General features: G+C 64.5%; 23 protein-coding genes and 3 pseudogenes. 9 read left to right on the forward strand and 17 right to left on the reverse strand.

The genetic code is table 11. The features are described from left to right. Positions 1–81: 81 nt before the first annotated feature. From A5789_RS18780 to A5789_RS18795, 4 genes and pseudogenes are all read right to left on the reverse strand, one after another. Positions 82–318, reverse strand: a pseudogene (locus A5789_RS18780) (IS3 family transposase); the annotation flags it as partial. Positions 319–506: 188 nt separating this feature from the next. Then, on the reverse strand, positions 507–1,100 hold the full coding sequence (locus A5789_RS18785; RefSeq protein ID WP_082940804.1) for a hypothetical protein: 594 nt from the start codon (positions 1,098–1,100) through the stop codon (positions 507–509). Between the two features lie 52 nt (positions 1,101–1,152). Then, entirely contained in the window at positions 1,153–1,650 is a 498-nt protein-coding gene (locus A5789_RS18790) for a hypothetical protein (RefSeq protein WP_227463113.1), read from the reverse strand. Positions 1,651–1,696: 46 nt separating this feature from the next. Then, entirely contained in the window at positions 1,697–2,218 is a 522-nt protein-coding gene (locus A5789_RS18795; protein ID WP_064907163.1) for a hypothetical protein, read from the reverse strand. A 443-nt stretch (positions 2,219–2,661) separates the two neighbouring features. Here A5789_RS18795 and A5789_RS18800 point away from each other — a divergent pair, with 443 nt between their 5' ends. After that, positions 2,662–2,823 carry a hypothetical protein gene (locus tag A5789_RS18800; RefSeq protein ID WP_156747664.1) on the forward strand — a complete coding sequence of 54 codons (162 nt, stop codon included), beginning with the start codon at positions 2,662–2,664 and terminating at the stop codon, positions 2,821–2,823. Between the two features lie 149 nt (positions 2,824–2,972). Here A5789_RS18800 and mftE read toward each other — a convergent pair whose 3' ends face one another. From mftE to mftA, 7 genes are read right to left on the reverse strand one after another with little or no spacing between them, the layout of a single operon-like run. Further along, positions 2,973–3,704 (reverse strand): mycofactocin biosynthesis peptidyl-dipeptidase MftE, encoded by a 732-nt coding sequence (gene mftE / locus A5789_RS35695; protein WP_082940805.1) that lies wholly within the window; start codon positions 3,702–3,704, stop codon positions 2,973–2,975. Further along, entirely contained in the window at positions 3,701–5,035 is a 1,335-nt protein-coding gene (gene mftF, locus A5789_RS18805) for a mycofactocin biosynthesis glycosyltransferase MftF (protein WP_064907161.1), read from the reverse strand. Before mftF ends, mftE begins: the two co-directional genes overlap by 4 nt. Further along, a complete protein-coding gene (locus A5789_RS18810) occupies positions 5,032–5,823 on the reverse strand; it encodes a mycofactocin-coupled SDR family oxidoreductase (protein WP_227463114.1) in 792 nt (263 codons plus the stop codon). Before A5789_RS18810 ends, mftF begins: the two co-directional genes overlap by 4 nt. Beyond that, entirely contained in the window at positions 5,820–6,992 is a 1,173-nt protein-coding gene (gene mftD, locus A5789_RS18815) for a pre-mycofactocin synthase MftD (protein ID WP_064907160.1), read from the reverse strand. The genes A5789_RS18810 and mftD overlap by 4 nt, the downstream gene beginning before the upstream one ends. 29 nt (positions 6,993–7,021) lie before the next feature. Further along, positions 7,022–8,215 (reverse strand): mycofactocin radical SAM maturase, encoded by a 1,194-nt coding sequence (gene mftC / locus A5789_RS18820; RefSeq protein ID WP_064907159.1) that lies wholly within the window; start codon positions 8,213–8,215, stop codon positions 7,022–7,024. 19 nt (positions 8,216–8,234) lie between these two features. Continuing rightward, the gene (gene mftB / locus A5789_RS18825; protein ID WP_227463115.1) at positions 8,235–8,510 is read right to left on the reverse strand and encodes a mycofactocin biosynthesis chaperone MftB; all 276 of its coding nucleotides are present in this window, start codon (positions 8,508–8,510) and stop codon (positions 8,235–8,237) included. A 4-nt stretch (positions 8,511–8,514) separates the two neighbouring features. Further along, positions 8,515–8,625 (reverse strand): mycofactocin precursor MftA, encoded by a 111-nt coding sequence (mftA, locus tag A5789_RS18830; protein WP_155525872.1) that lies wholly within the window; start codon positions 8,623–8,625, stop codon positions 8,515–8,517. Positions 8,626–8,701: 76 nt separating this feature from the next. Between mftA and mftR the strand changes: the two genes are divergently transcribed. After that, positions 8,702–9,394 (forward strand): mycofactocin system transcriptional regulator, encoded by a 693-nt coding sequence (mftR, locus tag A5789_RS18835; RefSeq protein ID WP_064927320.1) that lies wholly within the window; start codon positions 8,702–8,704, stop codon positions 9,392–9,394. 1,013 nt (positions 9,395–10,407) lie between these two features. On the opposite strand, the gene A5789_RS18840 is transcribed toward mftR, so the two are convergent. The 3 genes from A5789_RS18840 to A5789_RS18850 form a co-directional block, all read right to left on the reverse strand. Next, the gene (locus tag A5789_RS18840) at positions 10,408–10,803 is read right to left on the reverse strand and encodes a helix-turn-helix domain-containing protein (RefSeq protein WP_064907155.1); all 396 of its coding nucleotides are present in this window, start codon (positions 10,801–10,803) and stop codon (positions 10,408–10,410) included. A gap of 4 nt (positions 10,804–10,807) precedes the next feature. Beyond that, complete coding sequence (locus tag A5789_RS36680) at positions 10,808–11,275, reverse strand: hypothetical protein (protein WP_155525873.1); 468 nt, start codon at positions 11,273–11,275, stop codon at positions 10,808–10,810. A 133-nt stretch (positions 11,276–11,408) separates the two neighbouring features. Next, complete coding sequence (locus tag A5789_RS18850; RefSeq protein ID WP_064907154.1) at positions 11,409–12,029, reverse strand: TetR/AcrR family transcriptional regulator; 621 nt, start codon at positions 12,027–12,029, stop codon at positions 11,409–11,411. 103 nt (positions 12,030–12,132) lie between these two features. Between A5789_RS18850 and A5789_RS35700 the strand changes: the two are divergent. From A5789_RS35700 to A5789_RS38585, 7 genes and pseudogenes are all read left to right on the forward strand, one after another. After that, positions 12,133–12,905, forward strand: a pseudogene (locus A5789_RS35700) (CoA transferase). A gap of 92 nt (positions 12,906–12,997) precedes the next feature. Continuing rightward, the gene (locus A5789_RS18860; protein ID WP_064907152.1) at positions 12,998–14,173 is read left to right on the forward strand and encodes a thiolase family protein; all 1,176 of its coding nucleotides are present in this window, start codon (positions 12,998–13,000) and stop codon (positions 14,171–14,173) included. Positions 14,174–14,186: 13 nt separating this feature from the next. Next, positions 14,187–15,854, forward strand: coding sequence for a long-chain-fatty-acid--CoA ligase (locus A5789_RS18865; RefSeq protein WP_064907151.1), 1,668 nt, complete (start codon positions 14,187–14,189; stop codon positions 15,852–15,854). Further along, on the forward strand, positions 15,851–16,627 hold the full coding sequence (locus A5789_RS18870) for an enoyl-CoA hydratase/isomerase family protein (protein ID WP_064907150.1): 777 nt from the start codon (positions 15,851–15,853) through the stop codon (positions 16,625–16,627). Before A5789_RS18865 ends, A5789_RS18870 begins: the two co-directional genes overlap by 4 nt. Positions 16,628–16,635: 8 nt before the next feature. Beyond that, on the forward strand, positions 16,636–17,796 hold the full coding sequence (locus tag A5789_RS18875) for an acyl-CoA dehydrogenase family protein (protein ID WP_064907149.1): 1,161 nt from the start codon (positions 16,636–16,638) through the stop codon (positions 17,794–17,796). A 160-nt stretch (positions 17,797–17,956) separates the two neighbouring features. Further along, positions 17,957–18,244 (forward strand): enoyl-CoA hydratase-related protein, encoded by a 288-nt coding sequence (locus A5789_RS35705; protein WP_231953387.1) that lies wholly within the window; start codon positions 17,957–17,959, stop codon positions 18,242–18,244. A 205-nt stretch (positions 18,245–18,449) separates the two neighbouring features. Continuing rightward, positions 18,450–19,969 (forward strand): annotated as a pseudogene (locus A5789_RS38585) (class I adenylate-forming enzyme family protein). A gap of 171 nt (positions 19,970–20,140) precedes the next feature. Here A5789_RS38585 and A5789_RS18885 read toward each other — a convergent pair. The 3 genes from A5789_RS18885 to A5789_RS18895 all read right to left on the reverse strand — a co-directional run bounded on the left by A5789_RS18885 (position 20,141) and on the right by A5789_RS18895 (position 23,094). Further along, positions 20,141–20,506, reverse strand: a complete 366-nt coding sequence (locus tag A5789_RS18885) for a hypothetical protein (RefSeq protein WP_064907148.1) — start codon at positions 20,504–20,506, stop codon at positions 20,141–20,143. Positions 20,507–20,818: 312 nt separating this feature from the next. Then, complete coding sequence (locus A5789_RS18890) at positions 20,819–21,331, reverse strand: PaaI family thioesterase (protein ID WP_064907166.1); 513 nt, start codon at positions 21,329–21,331, stop codon at positions 20,819–20,821. A 131-nt stretch (positions 21,332–21,462) separates the two neighbouring features. After that, positions 21,463–23,094, reverse strand: coding sequence for a long-chain fatty acid--CoA ligase (locus tag A5789_RS18895; protein ID WP_064907147.1), 1,632 nt, complete (start codon positions 23,092–23,094; stop codon positions 21,463–21,465). Between the last annotated feature and the right edge of the window lie 15 nt (positions 23,095–23,109).

Genomic DNA, 23,109 nt, shown 5'->3' on the forward strand with positions numbered 1-23,109 from the left:
AAGCCACCAGCATCGCAACGCTGGGGCAGCGAAAAAACGAGCGAACCCCGCTGGGTGCCAACAGCATTACATTGACGCGAAGAAAATCGACGCCGATTTCAGAATTGCGTTGGCGCGCTTGAGTTCTGCGTTCTCCCGCCGCAGCCGCTTCAGCTCCGCGGACTCCTCGCTGGTGACACCCGGCCGGGCACCCAGATCGATCTGGCCTTGCCGGATCCACTTGCGGACCGTCTCCGGCGTCCCCACTCCGAGCAGATCGGCAACCGCCTTCATCGCAGCCCACTCCGACTCGTGCTGATCACGGATCTCGGCGAACATCCGCACGGCCCGCTCACGCAACTCGACCGGGTACTTCTTCCTTGACGACACGACTCCATCCTTCACAGAAGATGAAGTCCCCGGACTCACCGGGGGGACTCAGAACCCGTTCAGCACACACAGGGCTGCCGCCGATCCCACGCCGAACACGAGTACCACAGCGGTCCAAGTCTTTATGGTGATCAACATCAGTTACCTCCGGGGGCCGGAATCACCGCGTCCTGGGCCGGCAGCGGCGCGAGCTTGTTTGTAGTTCGTGTCAGTTCCGCATTGAGCTGGGCGACCAGTTCGAGCGCTCGGCCCAGTTCGTCATTGATTTCGGAAACAGTGGTATTCGCCGCAGCCGAGATCCGATGCAGGGACGTCGCCGCGTCCGCCAGCGTGGCAGCCATACCTTGGAGTTGAGCGGCGATCTGAACGTCGCTCTCGCCGGCCGCACGCAGCGCGCTGGCGTTCGGGAGCAATGCCGCCAGATGATCCACGTCCGCCGACGCCACACTGTTGAGCTGGGCCAGAATCTCCTTCAGCTCGTCGAGTTGTCGACGTGCGGTCGCCGGTGCGGCGAGATCAGCCCGCTCGGAAAACATCTCATTGGTGGTGCGGAAATTGTCGACGATTGAGCGCGTGCTGTCTTGAACTGACAGTCCCTTCTGGATCGCGGACAGCACAAGCACGAACAGGATCACGGCCAGGACTGCAGCCAGACGGCCCAACCACTCCGTAGCGATCGCGAAGCCAGGGTGCGGAACCGACTCGGGAGACAATTCTTCAGTCCGCTGCATAGTCACGTTTCCCTTCGGGATGAGGAGTATGTGCGCGAGGCCGCCCAGCGGCCTAGCCCGGCAACGGAAGCATCTGGTTGATCGTCCGGGCCGCCGCGACAGAACTGGTAAGGTCACCGACCAGCCTGCGGACGATGTCCAGCAGCTGCGTTCCCTGCTCGCCGAACGCTTCCGCCGCGGACACCAAGGGCAGCACTACGCTCTGAATCTCCTCGAGAACAGACTGGATTCCGGCGAGTTGGTCGTTGGTCAACTGCGCACCCGAGGTACCGGTGGCGAGCATTTCCGCGGCGGGAGCGATCGCCTCGTCCAACTCGCTCAACAAGGGCCCCAACGCCGCGGTTGCGTCGAGGGCGCGTTGCGCCGTTTGGGTGAGCTGGGTCAGTTGCTGAAGCTGGCTGGTCAACCTGTCGTTGACTTCGACGACCCCTTCCGATGCGCTGATGCTCGTCTCATTGACACGCTGCTGGTTATCGAGCCGAGTATTCAGGTCGAGCACGACGAACGCGAGCAACCCGAGCACACCGACCGCGACGATCGAATGGACCATCCTGGCCGGGCCCCCGGGCGTCCGAATACATTCACGGCCTGACCTCCTATTTTCCGGACAGGTCATCAGCGGCGCTTTCCGCTGAGACGCGCGCACCGTGGACCTTCGCGGCTGTCGAGCGGGCGTCATCTAGGATCGCCGCGAGAGTGGCCCTGTTATCGGCCAACGCTGAGGATGCGGCCACGACGGGTGGCTGGACCGAGGAGATACGCCTGGCCAGGATGTCGAGCGCGGCCACCAACTCGGACACGTTCGTCCGGGCGAGATAAAGAGTGCGTTGCACGTCTCCGCTGTTCTGACCGATCAGAGTATTCAGTTCAGCGGCAACGGTTGCGTCAATAGCCAGGACCTCGTGCAATGCCGTGTTCATCTGGTCCAGCGCGCCGAATGCGGCAACGGTCATCTCCTCGTGTGCCACGATCTGGGTCAGCGCCGGGTTGTAGTTACTTGCCGAAATGATCGTCTGGTCCAGCCGGTACGGCGTAGCGACCAGGTTGTAGACCCGCGGAAACAGGTAAAACGCCGTCACGGGAACCAAGGCGACAATGATTAGCGTCCTGGCCACCATAGTTCTCCCCGGCCGGCTCGGTCGAGCCGAAGATCCGATCGATGTGGGTATCGGCCGTGGCGCAGGCGAAGCCACCGCCGAGTCCTCGCCCGTCATGATGCGGTTATCCCTTTATCCCTTGTGCGAACTGGAAGGCTAGTCTGCACGGGATAATCGGCTTCGCTGGTCATCGCATCCTCCTACGGCCTGTCAAATGTTGTTTGAGACATATTTCACTGAAATGAGGTGCGGTAACTGTCCGAAGAATGGACACCGATCTGCCGTTGTGGCGGCCACGGCAAGATCATGATCTGGGCGCAACGGAGAGAGCGAGCCGCAGCACGGTCCGACCAGGTCCAATTCCTGTTCACTGAGGCAGTCGAGTTGAAAGATGTTGCGACCCAGCACCTATCCCTGAATTCCGATGACACTGGGTGGCAACATGGATGTCCTTGTGGGTGTCGATGCCCAGGAGCACGGTCTCGTTCAACAAGATCTATCTGGGCCACTCCGTGGCGGCCGGGCATTCCGGCGGCGGCCAGACCGCACTATTGACGACCCCGGCCTACTTCAAGCGCCGACCGGAACGCACTTGGCAGAGGAACATCGATTCCGGCCGTCCGTGACGCCGGGTTCGGTCCTATCTTCGACAGTCGGGCCAAGCCGTTTCAGCGACTATGGGGAAACTCCGCCGCCGCGCGGCGGAACAGCGGATCGCACCCTTCTACGCCGCCACGGCCCGGTCGCAGCGGATATCGGCGCAACGCCGAGGCCCTCAATGGTCGGCGGTGTGGAAACCAAGAGCCTGTTCACGGTCCGGCGGTCGGCGGACACGACTGGAACCGCTCGTGTGTTGCGGTGACCAACTCCTCGGCCCACCGATCAAGGATCTTCGAACCGTCTGCCGCGCAGGCGCGGGTGGGTCGCCGAGTACGCCGGTCGGGCTGACCGCGCGTATGCCATGCCGACGGATAGTGTCGAACAGTTCGGGCAGAGGTCGGGCATTTCCAGGTCGAGCCTGATCTTTGGCGACATCGTCCGGGCGGAGAAAGAGCATCACCGAGGTCTCCGAATGGCCCGCATGGCTGTCGTCGGCCCTTCCAGACGGCGACCACAACATGACGGCCCGGCCCTCCTCCGCTAATGTGGCGACTGCCGCCCGTAGTGATGGGACGTTACCGCCGTGCCCATTGACGAGGACCACTCCGGCGAAGGCGTCGGCGGAGCGCACGAGTTCTACAACCAGCAACTCGAGAGCCGCACGGCCGATGGAGAGCGTGCCCGAAAACCCAGCATGCTCGCCGCTGGACCCATACGGAAGCGCCGGGGCCACAACGATATCGGGTAACCACGCAGCCAGGCGGCGACACAGTTCGGTGGCGATAGCGGTGTCGGTGCCTACCGGCAAATGTGGACCGTGCTGTTCTGTCGCGCCGAGAGGCACGGCCAGCAGCAGTTTACCGGCACGACCGGCAAGTTCAGGCGAACGCTGTTCAGCAAGCTTCATCGCGACACACCACGCGGTGGAGCGATACGCGGCAGGAGCGGCTCGACAACACCGTGCCGCAGGCATCCGGCCCAGACTCCTGAACCGTAGGCCAGATCGTCGGCAATCCGCATCATCAACCACACCGGCCCGCGGCCGCGCCTGAGGCCCCCGGCTATCGGCGGCAGGAAAGCCGCCGCTAGGATCGCCCAGCGGCGCCGGCTGGCCAATGCCGGCAACCACCATACTCGTCGCAATGCATCCGCCACTTGGAATAACACGCCTACATGTCCAGCCGTCACCGTGGTGGCGGCGACGCCGACCGGGATATCCAGGCTGCGCAGGCGATGGGTGGCCCGTGCAGCCGCAGCGACCCCACCCATGGTGGCGACGATCGGATGCCCGATCAGCGCCAGCAAAGCCACGGCGGAATGAGCACGCGAAAGCTGTGCGCAGCGCAGCCTCTCACCATGCCGGACGGCGAGGGCAGCGGCCGAGGTACCGTAGTCGAATCGTTGCCTGAGCCATTCACCAAGCTTGTGGCGTGGCTCATGTCTGACCACCGACGATGGCTGATAGCGAACCGAAAATCCCGTGTCTGCCAGGCGCCAGACCAGATCTACGTCCTCACCGAACCGTAGATCCTCGTCGAATCCGCCGACGGATTCCAGGGCAACGCGGCGAACGAGGAGCGCGGCGCTGGGCACGTACCGTACCCGGCCGACCGGCCGCACGAGCGCCGGGTCAGGTCCCATGTCCAGGCTCGATGACTCGACGTCGTATCGGCCGAACCGTCCGGTGCGCAGTGATCGAATTCGGGGGGCCACGGCTGCGACAGAGGGGGCGTCGAACAATGGCAGCAGACTTTCGAGCCAACGGTCATCGGGAATGGTGTCCGAGTCGAGAAAGGCGACCACCGCTGTGTCCGCGCGTCGCCAGCCCGCGTTGCGGGCTGCGGCGGGGCCGCGCGGAACATCATGGCGGATATCGGATTTGGCGATCGGAACAGCCGAACCGTCATCAACGACGATTCGCCGAGGCACGTCGGAAACAGCGGTGAGCAGTCGGGCGAGCCCCTGGGAGTTATCCTTGACAGGAACGACAACCGTCACATCATCGGTCGTCAAACCGCCCCCGGTCGAGACAGGATACGCCAGATCGGCGTCGAGCAGACGCCGGGCCAAGGCACACTCAGCCGGATCGCTTCCCACCGGAACCCCAGCAAGCCATGCGTCCAACCGCTCCGCGCCAGCCGGGCTGAGACGCACCAGCCGCATGGGTGCACCGCCGAGCAGGAGACGACCGCCGTGCATTCGTCGAACTCGGCGGTCGAGACGTATTTGGAAAGTCATGGCTGGAAGCCACCATCTGCATTGACAACGCTACCCGTCACAGCCGCAGCATCGGGCGAGCACAACCAAGCGACAATCGCAGCGACCTCGTCGGGCTCGAGAATCCGCTGCAGCAGTTGATGTTCGGCGAATCCATCGACGGAGGCGAGACCATAGATCCTCGCGGACTCCACAAGCATGTCGGTACGCGTGGAGCCAGGAGAGACTGCGGTCGCGGTGATTCCGGTGCCGCGCAGATCCTGCGCGAGACCTTTGACCAGACCCACCACCGCATGCTTGGCAGCGGCATAGCCGGCCAAATGCCACAGCCCATGGTGGGCGGCGGCAGACGCGAGTGCGATAAACCGTCCGGCCCGAGGTTCGGGTCGCCGCATCATCGCGGGAATCGCGGCGCGCGCGAGGTTCGCGACTCCATGGACCCCGATGTCGAACATCGGGGTCCAATCGTCCTGTGCGGTCTCCCAGAGCGGGCGGCCGCCGAGGACGACAGCAGCGGCGGCAACGGCGGCGTCCAGGCGTCCGAATCGCTCTTCGGCAGTTCGCACCGCTTCGGCTAGGGCGCTGCCGTCGCGCACGTCGGCGACAATTCCAAGCGTGACGTCGCCATGTACGCCAATTACCCCTTCGAGTTGTGAGCGGGTTGCTAGCGGATAGGGGACGTGCGGATCGTCGGCACAGATGTCGACGGCGATCACCCGCCAGCCCGTACCGACCAGGCGATGCACAGTCGCGGCCCCGATGCCGCGGGCGGCACCAGTGACGATTGCAACCGGGGCATCTGTCATCATGCCCCCCTAGTGAACCCATCCGGGACTAGAACATCGTCAGGGGTCAGTTCGTGGACCGAGGACCGACCCAGTCCATACAGCGTCGAGTCGATACCCTGCCGCAGTACCTCGAGCACGTTGTGCACGCCGCGGTCGCCGGCGGCGGCCATACCCCAGAGATACGGACGGCCGATCATCACCGCCCGGGCGCCCAGCGCAAGCGCTTTGACGACGTCACTGCCACGGCGGACGCCGCCGTCGAGAAGAATCTCCACCTGGCCGCCGACGGTATTGACGATGCTGGGCAGCAGGCGGATCGCGGCGGGGGTGGAGTCCAGGTTGTTGCCGCCGTGATTGGAGACGGAGATGGCGGTGGCCCCTGTATCGACGGCACGTTTGGCGTCGTCGGGGTGCGAGATGCCCTTGATCAGGAAGGGACCGTCCCACTGCTGCCGCAGCCAGGCTAGATCTTCCCAGGTAGGCGGCGCGGTTCCCATCCATTCGCCATACGCTCCGAAGAATGTCGGCCGCCCCTGACCCGGCTGCACAAGGTTCGGGGTGGTGAGGTCGGGCAGACTACCCGAGCGCGCGAACCGCAGCAGCCAACCTGGCCGAGCCAGCACCTGAGGAGCGAACTTCGTAGCCGTCTTGATATCGATGCGCTCCGGCAATGCCGGGCTCCCCCAGTCACGGGCAGTTGCGAAGACCCAGTCGAGAGTGACGATCACCCCTTTCGCTCCAGCGTCGCGGGCACGGTCCATCCGGGCGGCCATCGCGTCCCTGCTGCCGAGCCAATACACCTGAAAGAACGTCTTCTCGTTCGCAGCGACCACCTCCTCGATCGGCTTGGAACCGAACGAGGACAGACCCACCGCGGTGCCCGACATCGCGGCACCGCGGGCAACGCCGACCTCCCCGGCCGGGTCGACGGCCTGCACGCCGGTGGGGGAACAAATCACCGGCATTGAAATCTCTTGCCCGAGAACCGTTGTGCTGAGATCACGGATCGGCGGCAAGCCTGCGATATGCGGGCGAAAACCGAGTTCGGCGAATGCCTTCGTATTGTCCTCGAGCGTGACTCCCGCTTCGGATCCTGCCAACAGGGCCAGGTAGACGGATTTGGGTACACGTTTGCGTGCTCGCCGCTGCGCCTCGGCAACGGATTCGAACCAGTCTCGTGTGCTCGCCATGAAAATCCTTGCTGTAATGCTGATCCGAGCTAAGCCAGCCCAGCCAGCGGACTGATGTCACAAGCCCGATCCGGCACAGTGTCCCTGGTACGCGTCATCGGTATGCCCAAGGCCACTGGTCGACGCGATTGGTCGGGACGGGAGTGATCCTTGTCCGAAATGGGTCGGAATCCGGACGCTTGAGCCAGGGCCAGTGAGGATTCGGCTTGGCCGCGTACGCATTCGGGGTCGGGGCCATCCAGCGGCAACCCGGTGAAGAACTTCGCTGCCGCACATCCGCCTTTGCAAACGTCGAAGGCCGAACAAGACGCACACGCACCACCGCCCTGCGGTTGGCGCAATCGTGTGAACAACTTCGATGTGCGCCACACAGTTTTGAAGCCACCCGGATCACGAACGTTGCCCGCAAGAAATTCGTCGTGAATGGCGAAAGGGCAGGCATAGACGTCGCCGACCGGGTCGATCAGGCAAACGACCCGGCCTGCGCCGCACAGATTCAACCCCGGTAGCGGTGTGGATCCGAGCGCATTGAGGTGGAAGAAGGAATCCCCGGTGAGCACCTGCTCACCATGGTCGACGAGCCAATCGTAGATTTGAAGTTGCTGAGCGGCCGTGGGGTGCAATTCGTTCCACACGTCAGCGCCGCGACCGGACGGCCGCAGCCGCGTAATGCGTAGCTGCGCGCCGAATTGATCCGCGATGGCCTTGAATTGGTCGAGTTGACCCACGTTGTGACGGGTCATCACCACCGAGATCTTGAAGTTCTCGAAGCCGACGTTCGACAGATTCTCCATCGCGCGATACGCCATCGCAAACGATCCCTTCCCCCGCACAGCGTCATTGACTTCGGCTGTCGCGCCGTCAAGCGAGATCTGCACGTCGACGTAATCGGCCGCCGCCAGCTGCCTGGAGCGCTCGGAGGTGAGCCGCACTCCGTTCGTGGAGAACTTCACGCCGACACCGTGGTCTACCGCATAATCCAGCAGCTCCCAGAAGTCGTGTCGTACCGTCGGCTCGCCGCCGCCTATGTTGACGTAGAACACCTGCATCCTCTGCAGCTCGTCGATGACCGCTTTGCATTCTGCCGTCGACAGCTCACGTGGGTCTCGCCGCCCCGACGAGGATAAACAGTGCTCGCACGCCAGATTGCATGCGTAGGTCAACTCCCACGTCAGGCAGATCGGCGCATCCAGGCCGTGTTCGAAGTATTCGATGAGTTTCATGGTGATTCCTGTTCGCCGGTCACCCGATGGCACGAGGACAGATGGTTCCGGCCTCACACAGTCCAGCGAGCGCACGCAGATAACGTTCGCGTTCGGCAACCGGAACCTCGGCCGCAGCCAACGCCGCAGTGACATCCGGCTGGTCGGCCAGCTCCCGAACGACGGCAACCAGCAATGGGGACTTGAGAAATGAAAGCCGACGCGTCACGTAGTCGTACGCGAGCGCTCCGAACGCCTCGGGCCGCAATGACACTGATCCCGCCAGCGCGTACGGGCGGGCCGGGTCGAACGGCATCGTCTCAGTAGACACCGCACATGCCATCGATCGAGACGTCCTCTATGAGGAGGTCCTCCTCGATCACGATGTCTTCGTGGCACGCTACGGTCGGGTTGGTTTCGAGTTCCCTCATGTCGGCTCCTGACCATTGAAAGGCTTGTTCTGTGACCAGAAGCATAATGTCACTCGGTGTCGAAAAGAAAGAGGCAATGTCCGGCAACCCTGCGGCGAAGACCGCCAACCGGCGCGGGCGGCGCCCCTCGACCAGCGCCACGGAACTCGAGAAGGTCGCGTTCGCCCTGTTCGAACAGCATGGATTCGAAGCAACCACAGTCGAGGACATCGCGACCACCGCTGGCATCACGAAGCGGACATTCTTCCGCTACTTCGAATCAAAGAACGATGTCGTGTGGGGAAGCTTCAGCGATCAGTTGCGGGTGATGCGCGAGCGCTTCGCCCGATGCCCCGACGATCAGCCGATCATGGACGCGGTGCGCACCGTGGTTGTCGACTTCAACCGGTTCGACGCCGACCAGGTCCCCTGGCACCGCAAACGTATGGAACTGATCCTGCGCGTACCCGCACTCCAGGCACACTCCACCTTGCGATATCGCGAATGGCGTGCGTTCGTTGCGGAATTCGTAGCGATGCGGCTCGGTCTCCCGGTTGGCGATCTCATCCCACGATCCGTCAGCTACGCCGCACTGGGCGTCGCGATCTCGGGATATGAATACTGGCTGGCCGAACCTGACGCTGACCTGACCCAGATACTCGACTGTGCATTCAAAAGCCTCGCAACCGGATTCGCTCTGCCGCACGAAACGAACGGCCACAGAACGACGATAGCCGCTCCGCATGATGAGCGCACGACGCGCGACGCAGCCGAACCGAAAGTCCACTAACGCAACAGTCGAACAGCCTGTAGAGGAGGGTGCACGCTGCGCGGAGAGTCCGGCGACATAGTGCGGGCGGGCCAATGGGTCATGCCGCACGCCAGGCCGAGCTGAGCGCAGATGCAGCGAATGCCCTTGTCCTCGGCCAACAATACGTGGCTTGCGCGAACTGCCCGACCGCGCGTTCCAACGCCGCTTGCACCACAAGCCGTCCGCCGACCATGCCCACATCGAACCAATGACCCAGCACAGTCCCGACTCGATCCTGGCCACGAGTCCCGATCTCAACTCCCTCGCCGGTCACCTCCGCGTATTCCCCTTGACGCCCACGACCGCGCCGGGCCTGCGTGGAACCATCCGTGACCGGGACGGTAGACCGATGCCCGATGCCGCCGTCACCCTTATCGTGTGTCGCATCGGCGACGGGTTCGCCGAACTGATCATGGACGCAGCCCGGCAGGCTGGTCGCGCTCGACAGCGTGACGTCGTGGCGGGGAAGGGCTTCGGTTGTTGCTGTGAACGCGACCGCGCCGGGTTGGCATCCGGGCATAGGTACCCGGCTCCGGGATCGGCATGGTGTAGGTGCCATCGTCGGCGGCGGAGGTTCGGCTACGTCGACGCCCGGCGTGGTTTCCCCGGTGCGTTCACTGCCACCGCGAGTGCCCGCAGGTACAATCCGGCGGCCACGACCGCTCACATCGACGCCGATCCGGCTCGGCGCTGCGAGATCGTCCTGACCCGTGTGTCGGCCGACTGGTCGGCACCATCCGCGATGCCCACACCAGGATTCCCATCGCCAACGCAGCCGTCCACCTGCTCGGTCGCGGCAACGTTGTCGTCGCCGCGACCACTACAGCCGCGGACGGAAGCTACGAGCTCACCGATATCCGCCGAGATGGATTGCGGCGAATTGGCAGCGAGAACGAGGACAGTCAGGTGGGATCGACATAGTACGGATTGTCCAGCACCACAGTAAGGACGAGGGCGGCGCGCCGGCTGCTGTGTTCAGCTACGCGGCGGCGTCATCGTTCGAGGGTGGGCACCTCGGGAAGGAGCCCGTCGCCGAAGGTGTGCAGAGCGCGCAGTGCGAGTTCGATGTGAACGCGCCGTTCTTCAACGATTCGGCCGAGCATCCCCTCAGCATGCCGGACTCGATACCGCACCGTATTGGGGTGCACCCCCAATACCTCGCCGGTTCGTCCCGCATGGCAGCCGCTGGCCAAATAGACGCGCAAGGTCTCGCGCAGTCGTTCGGTCGCCTCGCCCCGGGCTGCCAGTCGCCCCAGCTCGCGTGCGATGAGCGTCCGCATCGCGTCGATACTGCCATCCCCCGTAGTGAGGCAGACAAGCTCGACGTCGGCATATTTGATCAACGGCATACGAGTCGCACCGTTGACTGCGACGCGCTGGGCGGCCATTGCCTCATGATGGCTTCGGATGAAACCGGCCACCCCCCGGGATCGATGTTCCCAGTGCTGCATGCACTCCCGTACGGGGTTGCGGCAGAACGGTCGATTCGGTCAGCGGGCGGGTCGAGGCAACCCACGCCCACAGGCTTCGTGTCGTGCTGGGAATCGTCATCGAACGAAAACCTGCGAGTGCGGCGCTGAAGTCCGCTGCACAGCGCTCAAGCGACCGGAGGACGTCCGGCTCTGTGGCGTTCTCGTCGGAGGTCAAGACCAACGCTGTCTGGAAGTGGCGCATTGGATGTCCCAGGGTCAGCGACAGCTCGTCGATGTCGACCGCATCGCCGCGCAACACCCTATGGACAGCCGCCGTACGTCGGCCGAGCGCGCCGCGCTGCAATTGCTCGCGTTCGTCACTGTAGGCCGCGATGCCCGCGTCGAGCGCGACGTCTATCCACTCGGTGGCACACTCCCACAACAGCACTAATGCGGCAGATCGCAGTCCCGGGTCATTGGATCGCCTCATCGACCGTCTGGATCACGTAGTTCCAGAACACCCTCTGACCGATCCGAAAGCCCTTGACCAACAGGGCGATATCGAGATTGCGCCGGGCAAGTCAGAACTCGCCCCGGTCGCCGTCTCGGATGCCCACTGCGAGCACCGGCTTGCCGGTGTCCGGTGCGTCCGGGCCGTGGAAGTGTTCCCACATCGCGTCGATCATCGGCTGCAGGAACAGCTGCCCCACCTGCCGGACAACCAGTTCGATGACCTGACTGGATTCCTGGCGGTCCGTGGACGCGACACCCGCATTCCGCAGCGCCGTGATCTCGCGGTGGGTCAGGGTGGTGAGTTTGCCCAGCAGCGTGCTTCGGTGGCCACCGGGTTCGAGCAGTGTCCGTCGGAGATAGTTCACGACCTCGGGGTGCGACGCCAGCATCTGCGCCACCGCCTCATTGCGTGCCGCGGCGATCGCCAGGGGCGCGGTCGCGGCGGGCGCCTGCGCGATAGCGTGCGCAAAGAAGTCGACGACCAGGTCGTCGACCGCGTCGCGAATGCTGTCTTTGGTGCCGAAGTGGTGGACCAGCAGTCCGACGGTGACGCCAGCCGCCTGCGCGATCGCCCGCATGGACGTACCGTCCTCACCCTTTGCGGCGTAGAGGTCGAGCGCGGTGTTGCGGATGCGCGCCTTGCCGGTCAGATCGCCCGGCTTAATCTGCGGGTTGTGTCCTGGCTCCATCGTCCTCCCCTCGATTCTCATGGCGATCATATCCGCCGAACTCTTGCTATACAGTCGAGTACTGGGCTATACATTCGTACAGCGCCTCTCGAAAGAGGATCGAATGAGCTACCCCCTCGACGGCATCCACGTCGTGACACTCGCCGTCAACCTCCCCGGCCCCTTGGCCGCTGCGCGCCTTCGCGACCAAGGGGCGCGTGTCACCAAAGTCGAACCGCCCGCCGGAGACCCGCTGCAAGCAGTGACGCCGGGCTGGTACACGCAGCTGGCCACAGGCCAAGAAGTGACCGTCCTCGACCTGAAGGATTCGTCCGACCGGTCCCGGCTCGACGTCTTGCTGGGCACGGCCGATCTGCTGATTACCGCGATGCGCCCGTCCGCTCTGCGCCGCCTCGGCGTGGCCGATCTCGCCGTGAGGTTCCCTCGGCTCGGGCACATCGAGATCGTCGGTTTCGACGGGGCTTCGGAGGAAGAACCCGGGCATGACCTGAACTACCAGGCCGTGCACGCAACTCTGACGCCCCCGGCGATGCCGACCGTCCCGATCGCCGACATGCTCGGCGCTGAACGGGTGGTGAGCGAAGCCGTCCTTGCCCTGTGGGACGGGGCGCGAACCGGCCGTGGCGGGCGGCGCCGGATGGCTCTCGACCATGCCGCCGCCGACGCGGGCGCCGCGGTGCGGCACGGGCTGATGGGCCCGGGCGCCCCTCTCGGTGGCGCCATCGCCACCTACGGGATCTACCCCACGAGCGATGGCTATATTGCGCTCGGTGCACTCGAACCCCACTTCGCGGCGCCTATTCAGGAATCCTGGCTGTCATGCCGACGCACGAGAATCTTGCGCTCGCTTTCGCCGCGCACTCCACTGCGCACTAGGAGGCACTCGCCGCGAGGGCAGGCCTTCCGCTCAACGCGGTCCGCGCCCCGCGCGCCCTCGCCGTTCCCAGCACATCTCTCGAGAGGCAATCATGACCGGTCGCGAAGCAGTCATCGTCGGTGCGGTGCGCACCCCCGTCGGCAAGCGGGGCGGTGCCCTCAGCGCGTGGCACCCAGCGGATCTGCTTGGTCACACGCTGCGTCACCTCGTCGACCGCACCGGCATCGACCCGGTGCTGATCGACGACGTCATCGCCGGGTGCGTACTGCAGCACGAGCAGCAGGCGTCGAACATAGGCCGCCACGCCGTGCTGTCCGCAGGGCTGCCCGAGTCGGTGCCTGCGGTCACCGTCGACCGGCAGTGCGGCTCAGGTCAACAGGCGGTGAACTTCGCGGCCCAGGGCGTCATGGCCGGCAGCTACGATCTGGCGATCGCGTGCGGGGTCGAATCGATGTCACAAGTCAGTATGCCTTCGGCGTTTCAGCCCGGTGCGCCGCTCGGCCCTCAGTACGGGCCGATCGAGCTCGCCCGCTATGGCGGTGGGCTCATGGCTCAAGGCCCGTCCTCGGAGCTGATGAATGAGAAGTTCGGGCTCACCCGCGACGCGCTCGACGCGTTCAGCATTCGCAGCCACGAGCGTGCTCTCGCCGCCACCCGCGACGGACGATTCCGCGATCAACTCGTCCCGATCACCGCAGACCCGTCCGATCCGTCTGGGCCGGCGATCGATGCGGACGAGGGGATCCGGTCCAGCCTGGACCCGGCCAAGATCGCGTCCCTGAAAACGGTCTTCGCCGCCGAGGGGCGCACCACGGCTGCGAACTCCTCACAGCTCAGCGACGGTGCCGCGGCGCTGCTGATCGCCGACCGCGCCTTCGCGGAGGCGCACGGCCTGGTTCCGCGGGCTCGATTCCGGGCGTTGTCGGTCGCTGCGGCGGACCCAATCATCCAGTTCAGCGCGATTCTCGACGCAACGCATAAGGCGCTGCAACGCTCCGGGCTGGAAGTCGACGACATCGACCGATTCGAAGTCAACGAGGCATTCGCGGGCGTGCCGCTGATGTTCGCGCAGGAATTCGGGCTCGACGACGACAAATTCAATGTCAACGGCGGATCCGTCGCGATCGGCCACCCCCTCGGCTCCACCGGTGCGCGCATGCTCACCGATCTGCTATGCGAACTCGAACGGTCGCAGACCCGGCTGGGTCTGCAGACGATCTGCGAGGCACACGGCACCGCCAACACCACCATCATCGAACGACTCTGACAGGCACGCCATCATGTCCACCGAAATCGTCAAAGGGCTGCCGTCAACACACGGCGATCACTACCAGCTCAACACCACCACACTCATCCGGCATTCAGCCCGCACGTACCCGGAGCAGGAGATCATCTTCCGCACCGCCGACAATAACTGGGACCGCTACACCTATGCCGACGCCTACACGCGAATCCAGCGCAGCGCCAACGCATTACGTTCGATCGGTGTGGGCCCGGCCGACGTCGTCGGCATCCTCGACTGGAACAGCAAGCGACACTTCGAGCTGTACTGGGCAATTCCCGGCCTGGCCGCGGTCATGCTGCAGATGAATATGCGTCTGGCCGTCGAGGACCTGGGGTACGTCACCACACACAGTGGGGCATCGGTCGTCCTCGTGGACGAGTCGTTACTGCCGGTCGCCGAGGCGCTCGCCCCGGCCGCCCCGGGAGTGCAGACCTGGGTCGTGATGACCGACAAACCGATGTCGCAGATCACCACCACGCTGCGCGGCGCGGTGCACTGGGAAGACCTCGTCGCCGGCTCGGATCCGGAGATCGACTGGCCCGTGATCGACGAAACCTCCACCTACAGCGCCTGTTACACCACCGGCACCACCGGCCGGCCAAAAGGCGTCTACTACTCCCACCGCGGCATCTACCTGCACACCCTCGCCGAAGTAGCCGGTCTCGGGATGCGCAGCGACGACGCCGTCATGCTCATCACCCCGATGTTCCACGGACAAGGCTGGGGGCTGCCGCAGGCGGCTGTCTACAGCGCCGCGAAGATCGTGCTGCCCGGCCGCTACGTCGCCGAGGAAACCTCGGTCCTGGTCGACGCGATGATCGCCGAACAGGTCACGGTCGCCAACGGGGCCCCAGCGATCTTCCAGCCGATGATGAACTACATCAAGACCCTCGCCGTCGCGCCCGATTTCTCGCGCGCCCGATTGCTCTCCGGCGCCACCGAGCCGCCCCTGACGCTGATGCGCGACTTCCACGACATCACCGGCGCCGACGTCATCCACGCCTACGGCGCCACCGAGACCACCCCGCTGGTCGCGGTGAACCGCGACCTCAAGCCGTCGCTACGCGGGGTCGTGTCCGACGAGCAGAAATGGGACCTCAAGCGCAAGCAGGGACTTCCCGTCAACGGCGTCGACGTCCGCCTGCTCGACGCCGAGGGACGCGACGTGCCGCACGACGGGCAAAGCCAAGGCGAGGTGCTGTTGCGCGGACCGTGGATCATCGAGCGCTATCACAAGCTCGACGACGACGCCGACAAGTTCTTCGAAGGATATTGGCGCAGCGGCGATGTCGGCACCATCGACGCCAACGGCTACCTCAAGATCACCGACCGCATCAAGGACGTGGTCAAGTCCGGCGGCGAATGGATCTCCTCGATCGACATGGAGAACGCCCTCCTCTCACACCCAAAGATCACCGAGGCCGCCGTGATCGGCGTGGCCCATCCGAAATGGCAGGAACGCCCCGTCGCCGTCGTCGTCACGACCGACGGCACCGAACTCGACCTCGACGACGTCACCGGTGTCCTCGACGGCACGTTCGCCAAGTGGCAACTCCCCGACACCGTGCTGTTCGTCGATGCACTGCCCCGCACCAGCGTCGGCAAGCTCGACAAGAAGTCCCTGCGCGCCCAGCACGCCGACATCTACACGGAGCACCAATGACAGTCCTGCAAACATCCCGCCACGGCGCGGTGGCGATCCTCGAACTATGCCGGCCCGCCGCGCAGAACAGCCTCAACGAGGAGTTGCTCGCCGCGCTGAATCTCGAACTGGCGCACCTGCGCGGCGACGACACGGTGCGCGCGGTCGTCCTCACCGGCACCGGAGGGTTGTTCTGCGCCGGCGCCGACATCACCGCCTTCGACAGCCTGCGGGCCCAACCGCTGCTCGGTGACCGGCCGGCCTTGGGCGGCACGATCTGGGCCGACCTGGGCACCTACCCCAAGCCGGTCATCGCCGCGGTCGAGGGCCTCGCCCTCGGTGGCGGCTGCGAACTCGCACTCGCCTGCGACATCGTGATCGCTGGTAGCTCCGCGCAATTCGGTGTCCCCGAGGTAAAACTCGGGGTGATTCCCGGCGGTGGCGGAACCCAGCGCCTGATCCGTGCGATCGGCAAGTCCAAAGCCATGGTGATGTTGCTGACCGGCGACTTCGTCTCGGCGCAGTGGGCTGCCGATGCGGGTCTGGTAGCCGAAGTCGTCGCCGACGGCGAGGCAGTCGCCCACGCGACTGCCGTGGCGCACCGGATCTCGCGCAACTCCCCGATGGCGGTGGCGCTGGCCAAAGACGCCGCCCTGCGCGCATTCGAGACCACGCTGTCGCAGGGCCTCGAACACGAAAAGCGCAACTTCGAATCGGCGATCCGATCCGCCGACAGCTACGAGGGCCAGGCCGCCTTCCTCGCCAAACGCACACCCGAATTCACCGGAAAGTAGTCCCGATCATGAGCGAATTGTTCCCCGAGTACCGATCCCCGTGGGAGACCGACGACCAGGCGCTGCTGCGCAAGCACGCTGCCGAGTTCTTCCGCAAGGAAGCCACGCCCAACCAGGAACGCTGGGCAGCCCAGCACCACGTGGACCGCGGTTTCTGGACCAAGGCCGGAGCCGCGGGCCTGCTGTGTCTGGGCCTGCCCGAGGAATTCGGGGGCGGGGGCGGCAATTTCGGGCACGAGGCCATCGTCCAACAGGAACTGGCGCTCGCCCACGACACCGCGTTCGGCTTCAGCATCCACTCGACGATCGTCGCGCACTACATCAGCGCCTACGCCACCGACGAGCAGAAACGACGGTGGATCCCGGGGATGGCGAGCGGGGAACTGGTCGTCGGTATCGCGATGACCGAACCCGGCACTGGCTCGGACCTGCAATCGGTACGCACCACCGCGATCCGCGACGGCGACCACTACGTGGTGAACGGCTCGAAGACGTTCATCTCCAACGCGACTCATTGCGACCTGCTCGTCATCGTCGCCAAGAACGACCCCACGCAAGGTGCCAAAGGCATTTCCCTGCTCGTCGCCGAGACCCAGGGGCTTGACGGGTTCGAACGCGGACGGGTACTGAACAAGATCGGCCAGCACGGGCAGGACACCCGCGAGCTGTCCTTCACCGACATGCGGATCCCGGCCGAGAACCTCCTCGGCGGAATCGAAGGTAAGGGCTTTTACCAGCTGATGGAGCAGTTGCCCCGGGAGCGCCTCATCCTGGGCATCTCTGGGGTCGCCATGGCCGAAGCGGCCGTGATCGAAGCGATCCGCTACGCCAAGGAACGCCATGCGTTCGGCGCACCGATCCTCGACTTCCAGAACACCCAGTTCGTTCTCGCCGAATGCAAGACCGAGGTGTTGGCCGGTAAGACGCTGATGGATCACTGTATCCAGCGCTATCTGGACGGCACACTCGACGCCGCGACCGCGTCGATGTCGAAGCTGTGGGGCTCGGACAAGCAGGTCGAGATCGTCGACCGCTGTCTGCAGATCTTCGGCGGCTACGGCTACATGATGGAATACCCCATCGCCCAGATGTACGCGGCAGCGCGAGTACAGAAGATCTATGGCGGCACCAACGAGATCATGAAGTTGCTCATCGGGCGGTCGCTGTGATTGATCAGGCAGCCGGTATCGTGACCGACCGCATCCGTGCTGACGATCACCATGGATTCGGGCGGCGCGGTTGAACGCGCTGAATGCCACACACTGCGCGAACTCGGTGCTGTGCTGCGTGCGGCCTGCCGGTGACGAGGCGATTCGGGTGACCATCGAGGTGCCCGTCCCGGTCCTCACCGCAGTCAACGGACCGGCCGCCGGTTACGCCCCGTCCCTTGCCTGCGCAGCGGATCTGGTTTTCGCCGCCGAGAGCGCGTACTTCCTGCTGCCGTTCATCACCATCGGGCTAATGCCCGACTGTGGCGCCACCCGGATTGGTCGCCGCGCCGATCAACCGGGCGCGGGTCGCCGAGATGGCCCTGATCGGGGATCGACTGCCCTCCACCGTACGGTCTCTCCCGAGTCATATCCGACGCTTAGTTCGCAGAGCAGGCGGATTCCGTGACCCCATAGCTCGCTGCCCGCCGCGCGGCGGGCCCTGGAACTGACGAAGAAAGCACTCGTCGCGTCCGCGCGCGGTGCGTTCCGGAGTGCGGACGCGACGGACGGTTCGAGTTCCTGGGCACCTGGACTTCCGCGAGCGTACCGCCGCCACAGTGCGCAGATCCGAACTACACCGCCCGTAAACACAATCGATTGACGGAGACATCATGGCAACACTCGGCGGACAATTGTCGATCAACGCGCGACGGCATCCGCACCGCAGCGCACTAGTGTTCGGCGATACCGAACGCACCTACCGCGAACTCGACGCCGAGATCAATCAGTACGCGCACGCGCTGTTATCGCTCGACGTGCGCAAGGGTGATCGGGTGGCGGTGCTGTCGCCGAACTCCGACTGCTTCATCCTCGCGCTGTACGGAGCGTTCAAGATCGGCGCGATTGCAGTCCCCCTCAACCCACGTGCCACGGCGCGCGATGCAATACCTGCTCGACGACTCCGGCGCGTCTGTGCTGCTGTTCGGCGGCGACACGGTCGAGGCGGTCCGGGGGCTAGCACAGCTCAAGTCGGTGCTGACCGCCAAAATCTTCGCTTTGGACGGAGCGCCCGGATTTGACGACTTCACCCCCACCAGGTCGGAGATGCCGGAGAACGAGCCGCCGGTCGAGGTCGTCGAGGACGACGACTGCATGATCATCTACACCTCGGGAACCACCGGCTCACCCAAGGGCGCGCTGTTCGACCACCACCGCGTGCTGTGGGTCGGGCATTCGATGAGCGCACTGGGACTGAACTCGTTCGACCGGCAGCTGCATGTCGCGCCGATGTACCACAGCGCGGAACTCGCACTCATGGTGCTGTCCGGATTTTCCATCGGCACCACCCACGTCGTACTGCCGACGTTCGAGCCCGCCGCAGTCGTCGATGCACTGGAGCGGCATCGCATCACCGCGTTCCTGGGCGTCCCGACCATGTATCAGCTGATCTTGAAGATGCCCGATCTTCCCGAACGGGATCTTTCGGCGTGGAGACTCGGTTTCTTCGGGGCCGCACCGATGCCTCCGAGCACAGTGGAGAAGTTGGTCGCGACCCTGCCGGAGGTGGGGTTCTTCCAACTGTGTGGCCAGACCGAGGGCGGCCCCACCGGCATCTATTCGACCCCCCGAGGACGTGAAGGCCCGCCCCGATGCCACCGGACGATGGTCGATCAACAATGCCGAGGTGCGGCTGGTCGACCTAGACGGCAACGATGTCGCCGTAGGCGAGACCGGCGAGATGATCGTACGCGGCGAGACCATCATGAAGGCGTACTGGAACAAACCCGACGCCACGGCCGAACGCTGCGCGATGGCTGGCTGCACAGCGGCGATCTCGCGGTCACAGACGCCGACGGCTACATCACAATCGTCGACCGACTCAAGGACATGATCATCACGGGCGGCCGCAACGTGTACTCCGTCGAGGTCGAGAACACACTCGCGGCTCATCCGGACGTCCAGGACGTTGCGATCGTCAGCCGCCTCGACGACAACCTACGGCGAGACGATCGTCGCCGTCGTGACCCCTGTCGAGGGACGCGAAGTGACCCTCGAAGATCTGCGCACGTTCGCCGCCGAGTACGTCTCCGACTACAAGCTGCCCCGCGACTTGGTGACTAGGCAGATCCCCCGCAACCCGTCGGGAAAGATCCTCAAACACGTGCTACGGGCGGAGGTTCGGGCGCGATGACCGACCACGTCCGAGCTCACCACCTCGGTGCTCTACGGCGAAGACGTCGAGGTGGGCCATGTGTATCGGCTGAGTTCGTACACGATCACCGAGCGGGAACTGGTCGACTATGTCGCTGTGTGGGATCCCCACGGATTCCAAGTCGATAGCGTGTACTCTCCAACTGGAACATCATCGAGGGCTCATTGCCAGGCCTGCGCATTCGCCGTGTATCAGCGTCTCCCAGTACGCAGTACCGGGGCTTGCGGTGACGAAGGCACGGCCACGGTCGTCGAACACGGCGTGCCGAATGACGACCGTGCAAGTGAAACGGACTTGGCGTAGACGCCGTCCGGCGAGCGTGTCAGGCCGGACGGGATGTAGGAACTTCGGAACCGACTTGGCACGGGTGAATCCCAACGGCAGCGCGATCGACCTCGGACCGACCAGGCCGACCTCACCCGGACCCTGGACTGCTGTCCCGCCCTGCGCCGCGTCGATGATGGCGCGGCGCTCAGTGACTTCGCCGGGATGCTGCGTCACCGCCGCGGTCAGCATCTGGATGCCTGGATTTCCGCGGCGGCCCGAGCCAGCGACATCTCTCAACTCCAAGGATTCGCAGCCGGACTGGACAAGGACTACGACGGTGCCGCAATGGACTCGACCCTCCCCTGGAGCAGCGGCGCTGTCGAGGGCACCGTCACGAAATTGAAGGCGGCGAAAAGGCCACCTACGGCCGGATGACCCAATCAGCCACGCCACCAGCAACTTTGTGCCTGTGCCAGAACGAATTGGCCGCTGACAGACCTACCGTCGCGAGCGGCGTCCTAACAGCATTTTGGGAGTCGCCGCAGACATAGACATCGGATCTCACGTTGACGGCCGACAGTCGTTCTTGCCAGGGCTTGGCTCGGCGCTCGAGGCGAAATGTCGCGGCCCGACCACGACGAACGTAGCATCGGCCGATCCCGCTATTCTGTCGGCGACGTCCCACGCGTCAGCGTGGAGCAGGAGCCGACGTCCTTCACGCTCGAGGACCTGTGCGTGAAATCTGTAGGGATGGTGGAGCCGGAACGGCGCCTGATAATCGATGGTGAGGCTCCGTGTGACGGCGAGCGACCCGACCGTGTACAGGGCGAACCCGAAGAGGTCGTCGAAAGCGAGGGCCACAGCGCCCCCGTGTGCTATCCCTGGAGCACCGACCTGGGCGTCGGAGAAGACGTGGATCGCCTCGACGCCCGTAGCGGTGCGCACCACATGCAACCCCAGACTGGCGGGGTTGTCTGGCCCACATCCGGCGCACTCCGCGGAGTGTGGTGGCAGCTTTTGGCCGAACCCCACCGTGTCCTGACCGGCGAGGTGTGCGGTCCACCGGGAAATCATTTCCCCATCGTCTCGGGCATCCCCTTCACCGATGTCCTCCTGTGCGCGATGATCGCCCGGGTCGTCCACTCCGGCCACACGTGTCACGTCTCGTCTCTTTCCACCCAGATCTCCGAATGAGAGCGGGATTCCTAGATTTCGATTACGGCCAGTTCGCCGTCGGTGTGAAGGGAACGCAAGCGCTTCTTGTCGAACTTGCCGACTGAGGTCTTCGGCACCTCGGAGAGGAAGCACCAACGCTCGGGCAGCCACCACCTGGCAACCTTGCCCTCAAGGAAGTCGCGCAATTGGTTCGGCGTGACCTGTCTGCCCTCGCGCACGACGATGACCGCCAATGGTCGCTCCTGCCATTTGGCGTCCGGCACCGCGATCACGGACGCCTCGAACACGTCTGGGTGACCGGCGAGTAGGAGCTCGAGCTCGACCGAGGAGATCCATTCACCGCCCGACTTGATCACGTCCTTGGTGCGGTCTGTCAGGGTGACGAAGCTGCGCGCATCGATTCGGCCGACGTCGCCGGTGCGTAACCAGCCATCCTGAAACTTCTCCCCACCATCCTCTTCACCGAAGTACGCGCCGGTAATCCAGGGACCGCGCACTTGCAGCTCACCGACAGCGTTGCCGTCGTGCGGTAGCTCATTGCCCTCGTCATCGACGAGTCGCAGCTCCACTCCTGCGACCGGACGGCCCTGGGTAGCGCGCAGTCGCCACCGCTCCTGCGCCTCGAGCGAGACTGGCGGCCGTGCGATGGCAGCCAATGGCGATGTTTCGGTCATTCCCCACGCCTGGACGATCTGAATGCCGTACTTCTCCTCAAAGATCTGCATCAGATGCAGGGGTACAGCCGAGCCACCACAAGCGACCAGGCCGAGAGAAGAGACATCATGGCCCGGGTTCGTCTCCAGGAAATTCAGGACGTCGTTCCAAATCGTCGGGACCGCGCCTGCGATGGTCGGCTTCTGGGCGTCGATGAGCCGCACGAGCGGTTCCGCCTGCAAAAACCGCTCAGGCATGAGCAGATCGGCACCCGCCATGAGAGCGGCATAGACCAGTCCCCAGGCGTTCGCGTGAAACATCGGCACGATTGCGAGGACGCGGTCATCGGAGGTGACCCGGAGGCCGTCCGCGGCGCAGGCTGCCATCGAATGGAGATATGTCGATCGGTGGCTGTAGGCCACGCCCTTGGGGTTGCCGGTGGTGCCGGAGGTATAGCACATCGCCGCAGCGGAGTGCTCATCGATGTCGGGCCAGTCGAACGTCTCGGGCTGAGCGGAGAGGAACTCCTCGTAACTCACGACTGTGACACCGTCTCGGCGCAGCGGCGCGAGATCGGCATCGCCGGTCACAACGACGGTGTGCAGGCTGCTGATCTGCGGCAGCACCGGCACAAGGAGCGGGACCAGGCTGTCATCGACGATGATCACCTGGTCCTCGGCGTGGTTGGCAATGTAGGCGAGCTGTTCTGTGGTGAGCCGGGGGTTGAGGGTGTGCAGCACCGCGCCCATCGAGGGCACCGCGCAGTACGCCTCCACGTGCTCTTGGTTGTTCCACATGAAAGTCGCGACCCGCTCGTCGCTGTTTATCCCGCGTTTTCTCAGCGCGTTCGCCAACTGGGCCGATCGACGTGCAACGTCGGCGAATGTGCCGACCTTCACGGTTCCATCGGCCTGTAGGGTTCGAACGCTGGCCGAGCCGTGCACGCTTGCGCCGTGGCGCAGGATCGCCGCGGTCGTCAGTGAAACGTTCATCATCGTGCTTTGCATAAGATTCCTTCATTC

It is taken from the genome of Nocardia sp. 852002-51101_SCH5132738 (genome assembly GCF_001665695.1).
Taxonomy (GTDB): Bacteria; Actinomycetota; Actinomycetes; order Mycobacteriales; family Mycobacteriaceae; genus Nocardia; species Nocardia nova.

Excerpts from the sequence above, each read along its gene's own strand:
- A5789_RS18795 (WP_064907163.1), bottom strand. The coding sequence starts at position 2,218 with ATGGTGGCCAGGACGCTAATCATTGTCGCCTTGGTTCCCGTGACGGCG.
- A5789_RS18865 (WP_064907151.1), top strand. The coding sequence starts at position 14,187 with ATGTCCACCGAAATCGTCAAAGGGCTGCCGTCAACACACGGCGATCAC.
- A5789_RS18885 (WP_064907148.1), bottom strand. The coding sequence starts at position 20,506 with ATGCTGACCGCGGCGGTGACGCAGCATCCCGGCGAAGTCACTGAGCGC.
- A5789_RS18870 (WP_064907150.1), top strand. The coding sequence starts at position 15,851 with ATGACAGTCCTGCAAACATCCCGCCACGGCGCGGTGGCGATCCTCGAA.
- mftE (WP_082940805.1), bottom strand. The coding sequence starts at position 3,704 with ATGAAGCTTGCTGAACAGCGTTCGCCTGAACTTGCCGGTCGTGCCGGT.
- mftR (WP_064927320.1), top strand. The coding sequence starts at position 8,702 with ATGTCCGGCAACCCTGCGGCGAAGACCGCCAACCGGCGCGGGCGGCGC.
- A5789_RS18860 (WP_064907152.1), top strand. The coding sequence starts at position 12,998 with ATGACCGGTCGCGAAGCAGTCATCGTCGGTGCGGTGCGCACCCCCGTC.
- A5789_RS18840 (WP_064907155.1), bottom strand. The coding sequence starts at position 10,803 with ATGGCCGCCCAGCGCGTCGCAGTCAACGGTGCGACTCGTATGCCGTTG.
- mftA (WP_155525872.1), bottom strand. The coding sequence starts at position 8,625 with ATGAGGGAACTCGAAACCAACCCGACCGTAGCGTGCCACGAAGACATC.
- A5789_RS18790 (WP_227463113.1), bottom strand. The coding sequence starts at position 1,650 with ATGGTCCATTCGATCGTCGCGGTCGGTGTGCTCGGGTTGCTCGCGTTC.
- A5789_RS18895 (WP_064907147.1), bottom strand. The coding sequence starts at position 23,094 with ATGCAAAGCACGATGATGAACGTTTCACTGACGACCGCGGCGATCCTG.
- A5789_RS18850 (WP_064907154.1), bottom strand. The coding sequence starts at position 12,029 with ATGGAGCCAGGACACAACCCGCAGATTAAGCCGGGCGATCTGACCGGC.
- mftD (WP_064907160.1), bottom strand. The coding sequence starts at position 6,992 with ATGGCGAGCACACGAGACTGGTTCGAATCCGTTGCCGAGGCGCAGCGG.
- mftC (WP_064907159.1), bottom strand. The coding sequence starts at position 8,215 with ATGAAACTCATCGAATACTTCGAACACGGCCTGGATGCGCCGATCTGC.
- A5789_RS18890 (WP_064907166.1), bottom strand. The coding sequence starts at position 21,331 with ATGATTTCCCGGTGGACCGCACACCTCGCCGGTCAGGACACGGTGGGG.
- A5789_RS18785 (WP_082940804.1), bottom strand. The coding sequence starts at position 1,100 with ATGCAGCGGACTGAAGAATTGTCTCCCGAGTCGGTTCCGCACCCTGGC.
- A5789_RS18800 (WP_156747664.1), top strand. The coding sequence starts at position 2,662 with ATGCCCAGGAGCACGGTCTCGTTCAACAAGATCTATCTGGGCCACTCC.
- mftF (WP_064907161.1), bottom strand. The coding sequence starts at position 5,035 with ATGACTTTCCAAATACGTCTCGACCGCCGAGTTCGACGAATGCACGGC.
- mftB (WP_227463115.1), bottom strand. The coding sequence starts at position 8,510 with ATGCCGTTCGACCCGGCCCGCCCGTACGCGCTGGCGGGATCAGTGTCA.
- A5789_RS18810 (WP_227463114.1), bottom strand. The coding sequence starts at position 5,823 with ATGATGACAGATGCCCCGGTTGCAATCGTCACTGGTGCCGCCCGCGGC.
- A5789_RS18875 (WP_064907149.1), top strand. The coding sequence starts at position 16,636 with ATGAGCGAATTGTTCCCCGAGTACCGATCCCCGTGGGAGACCGACGAC.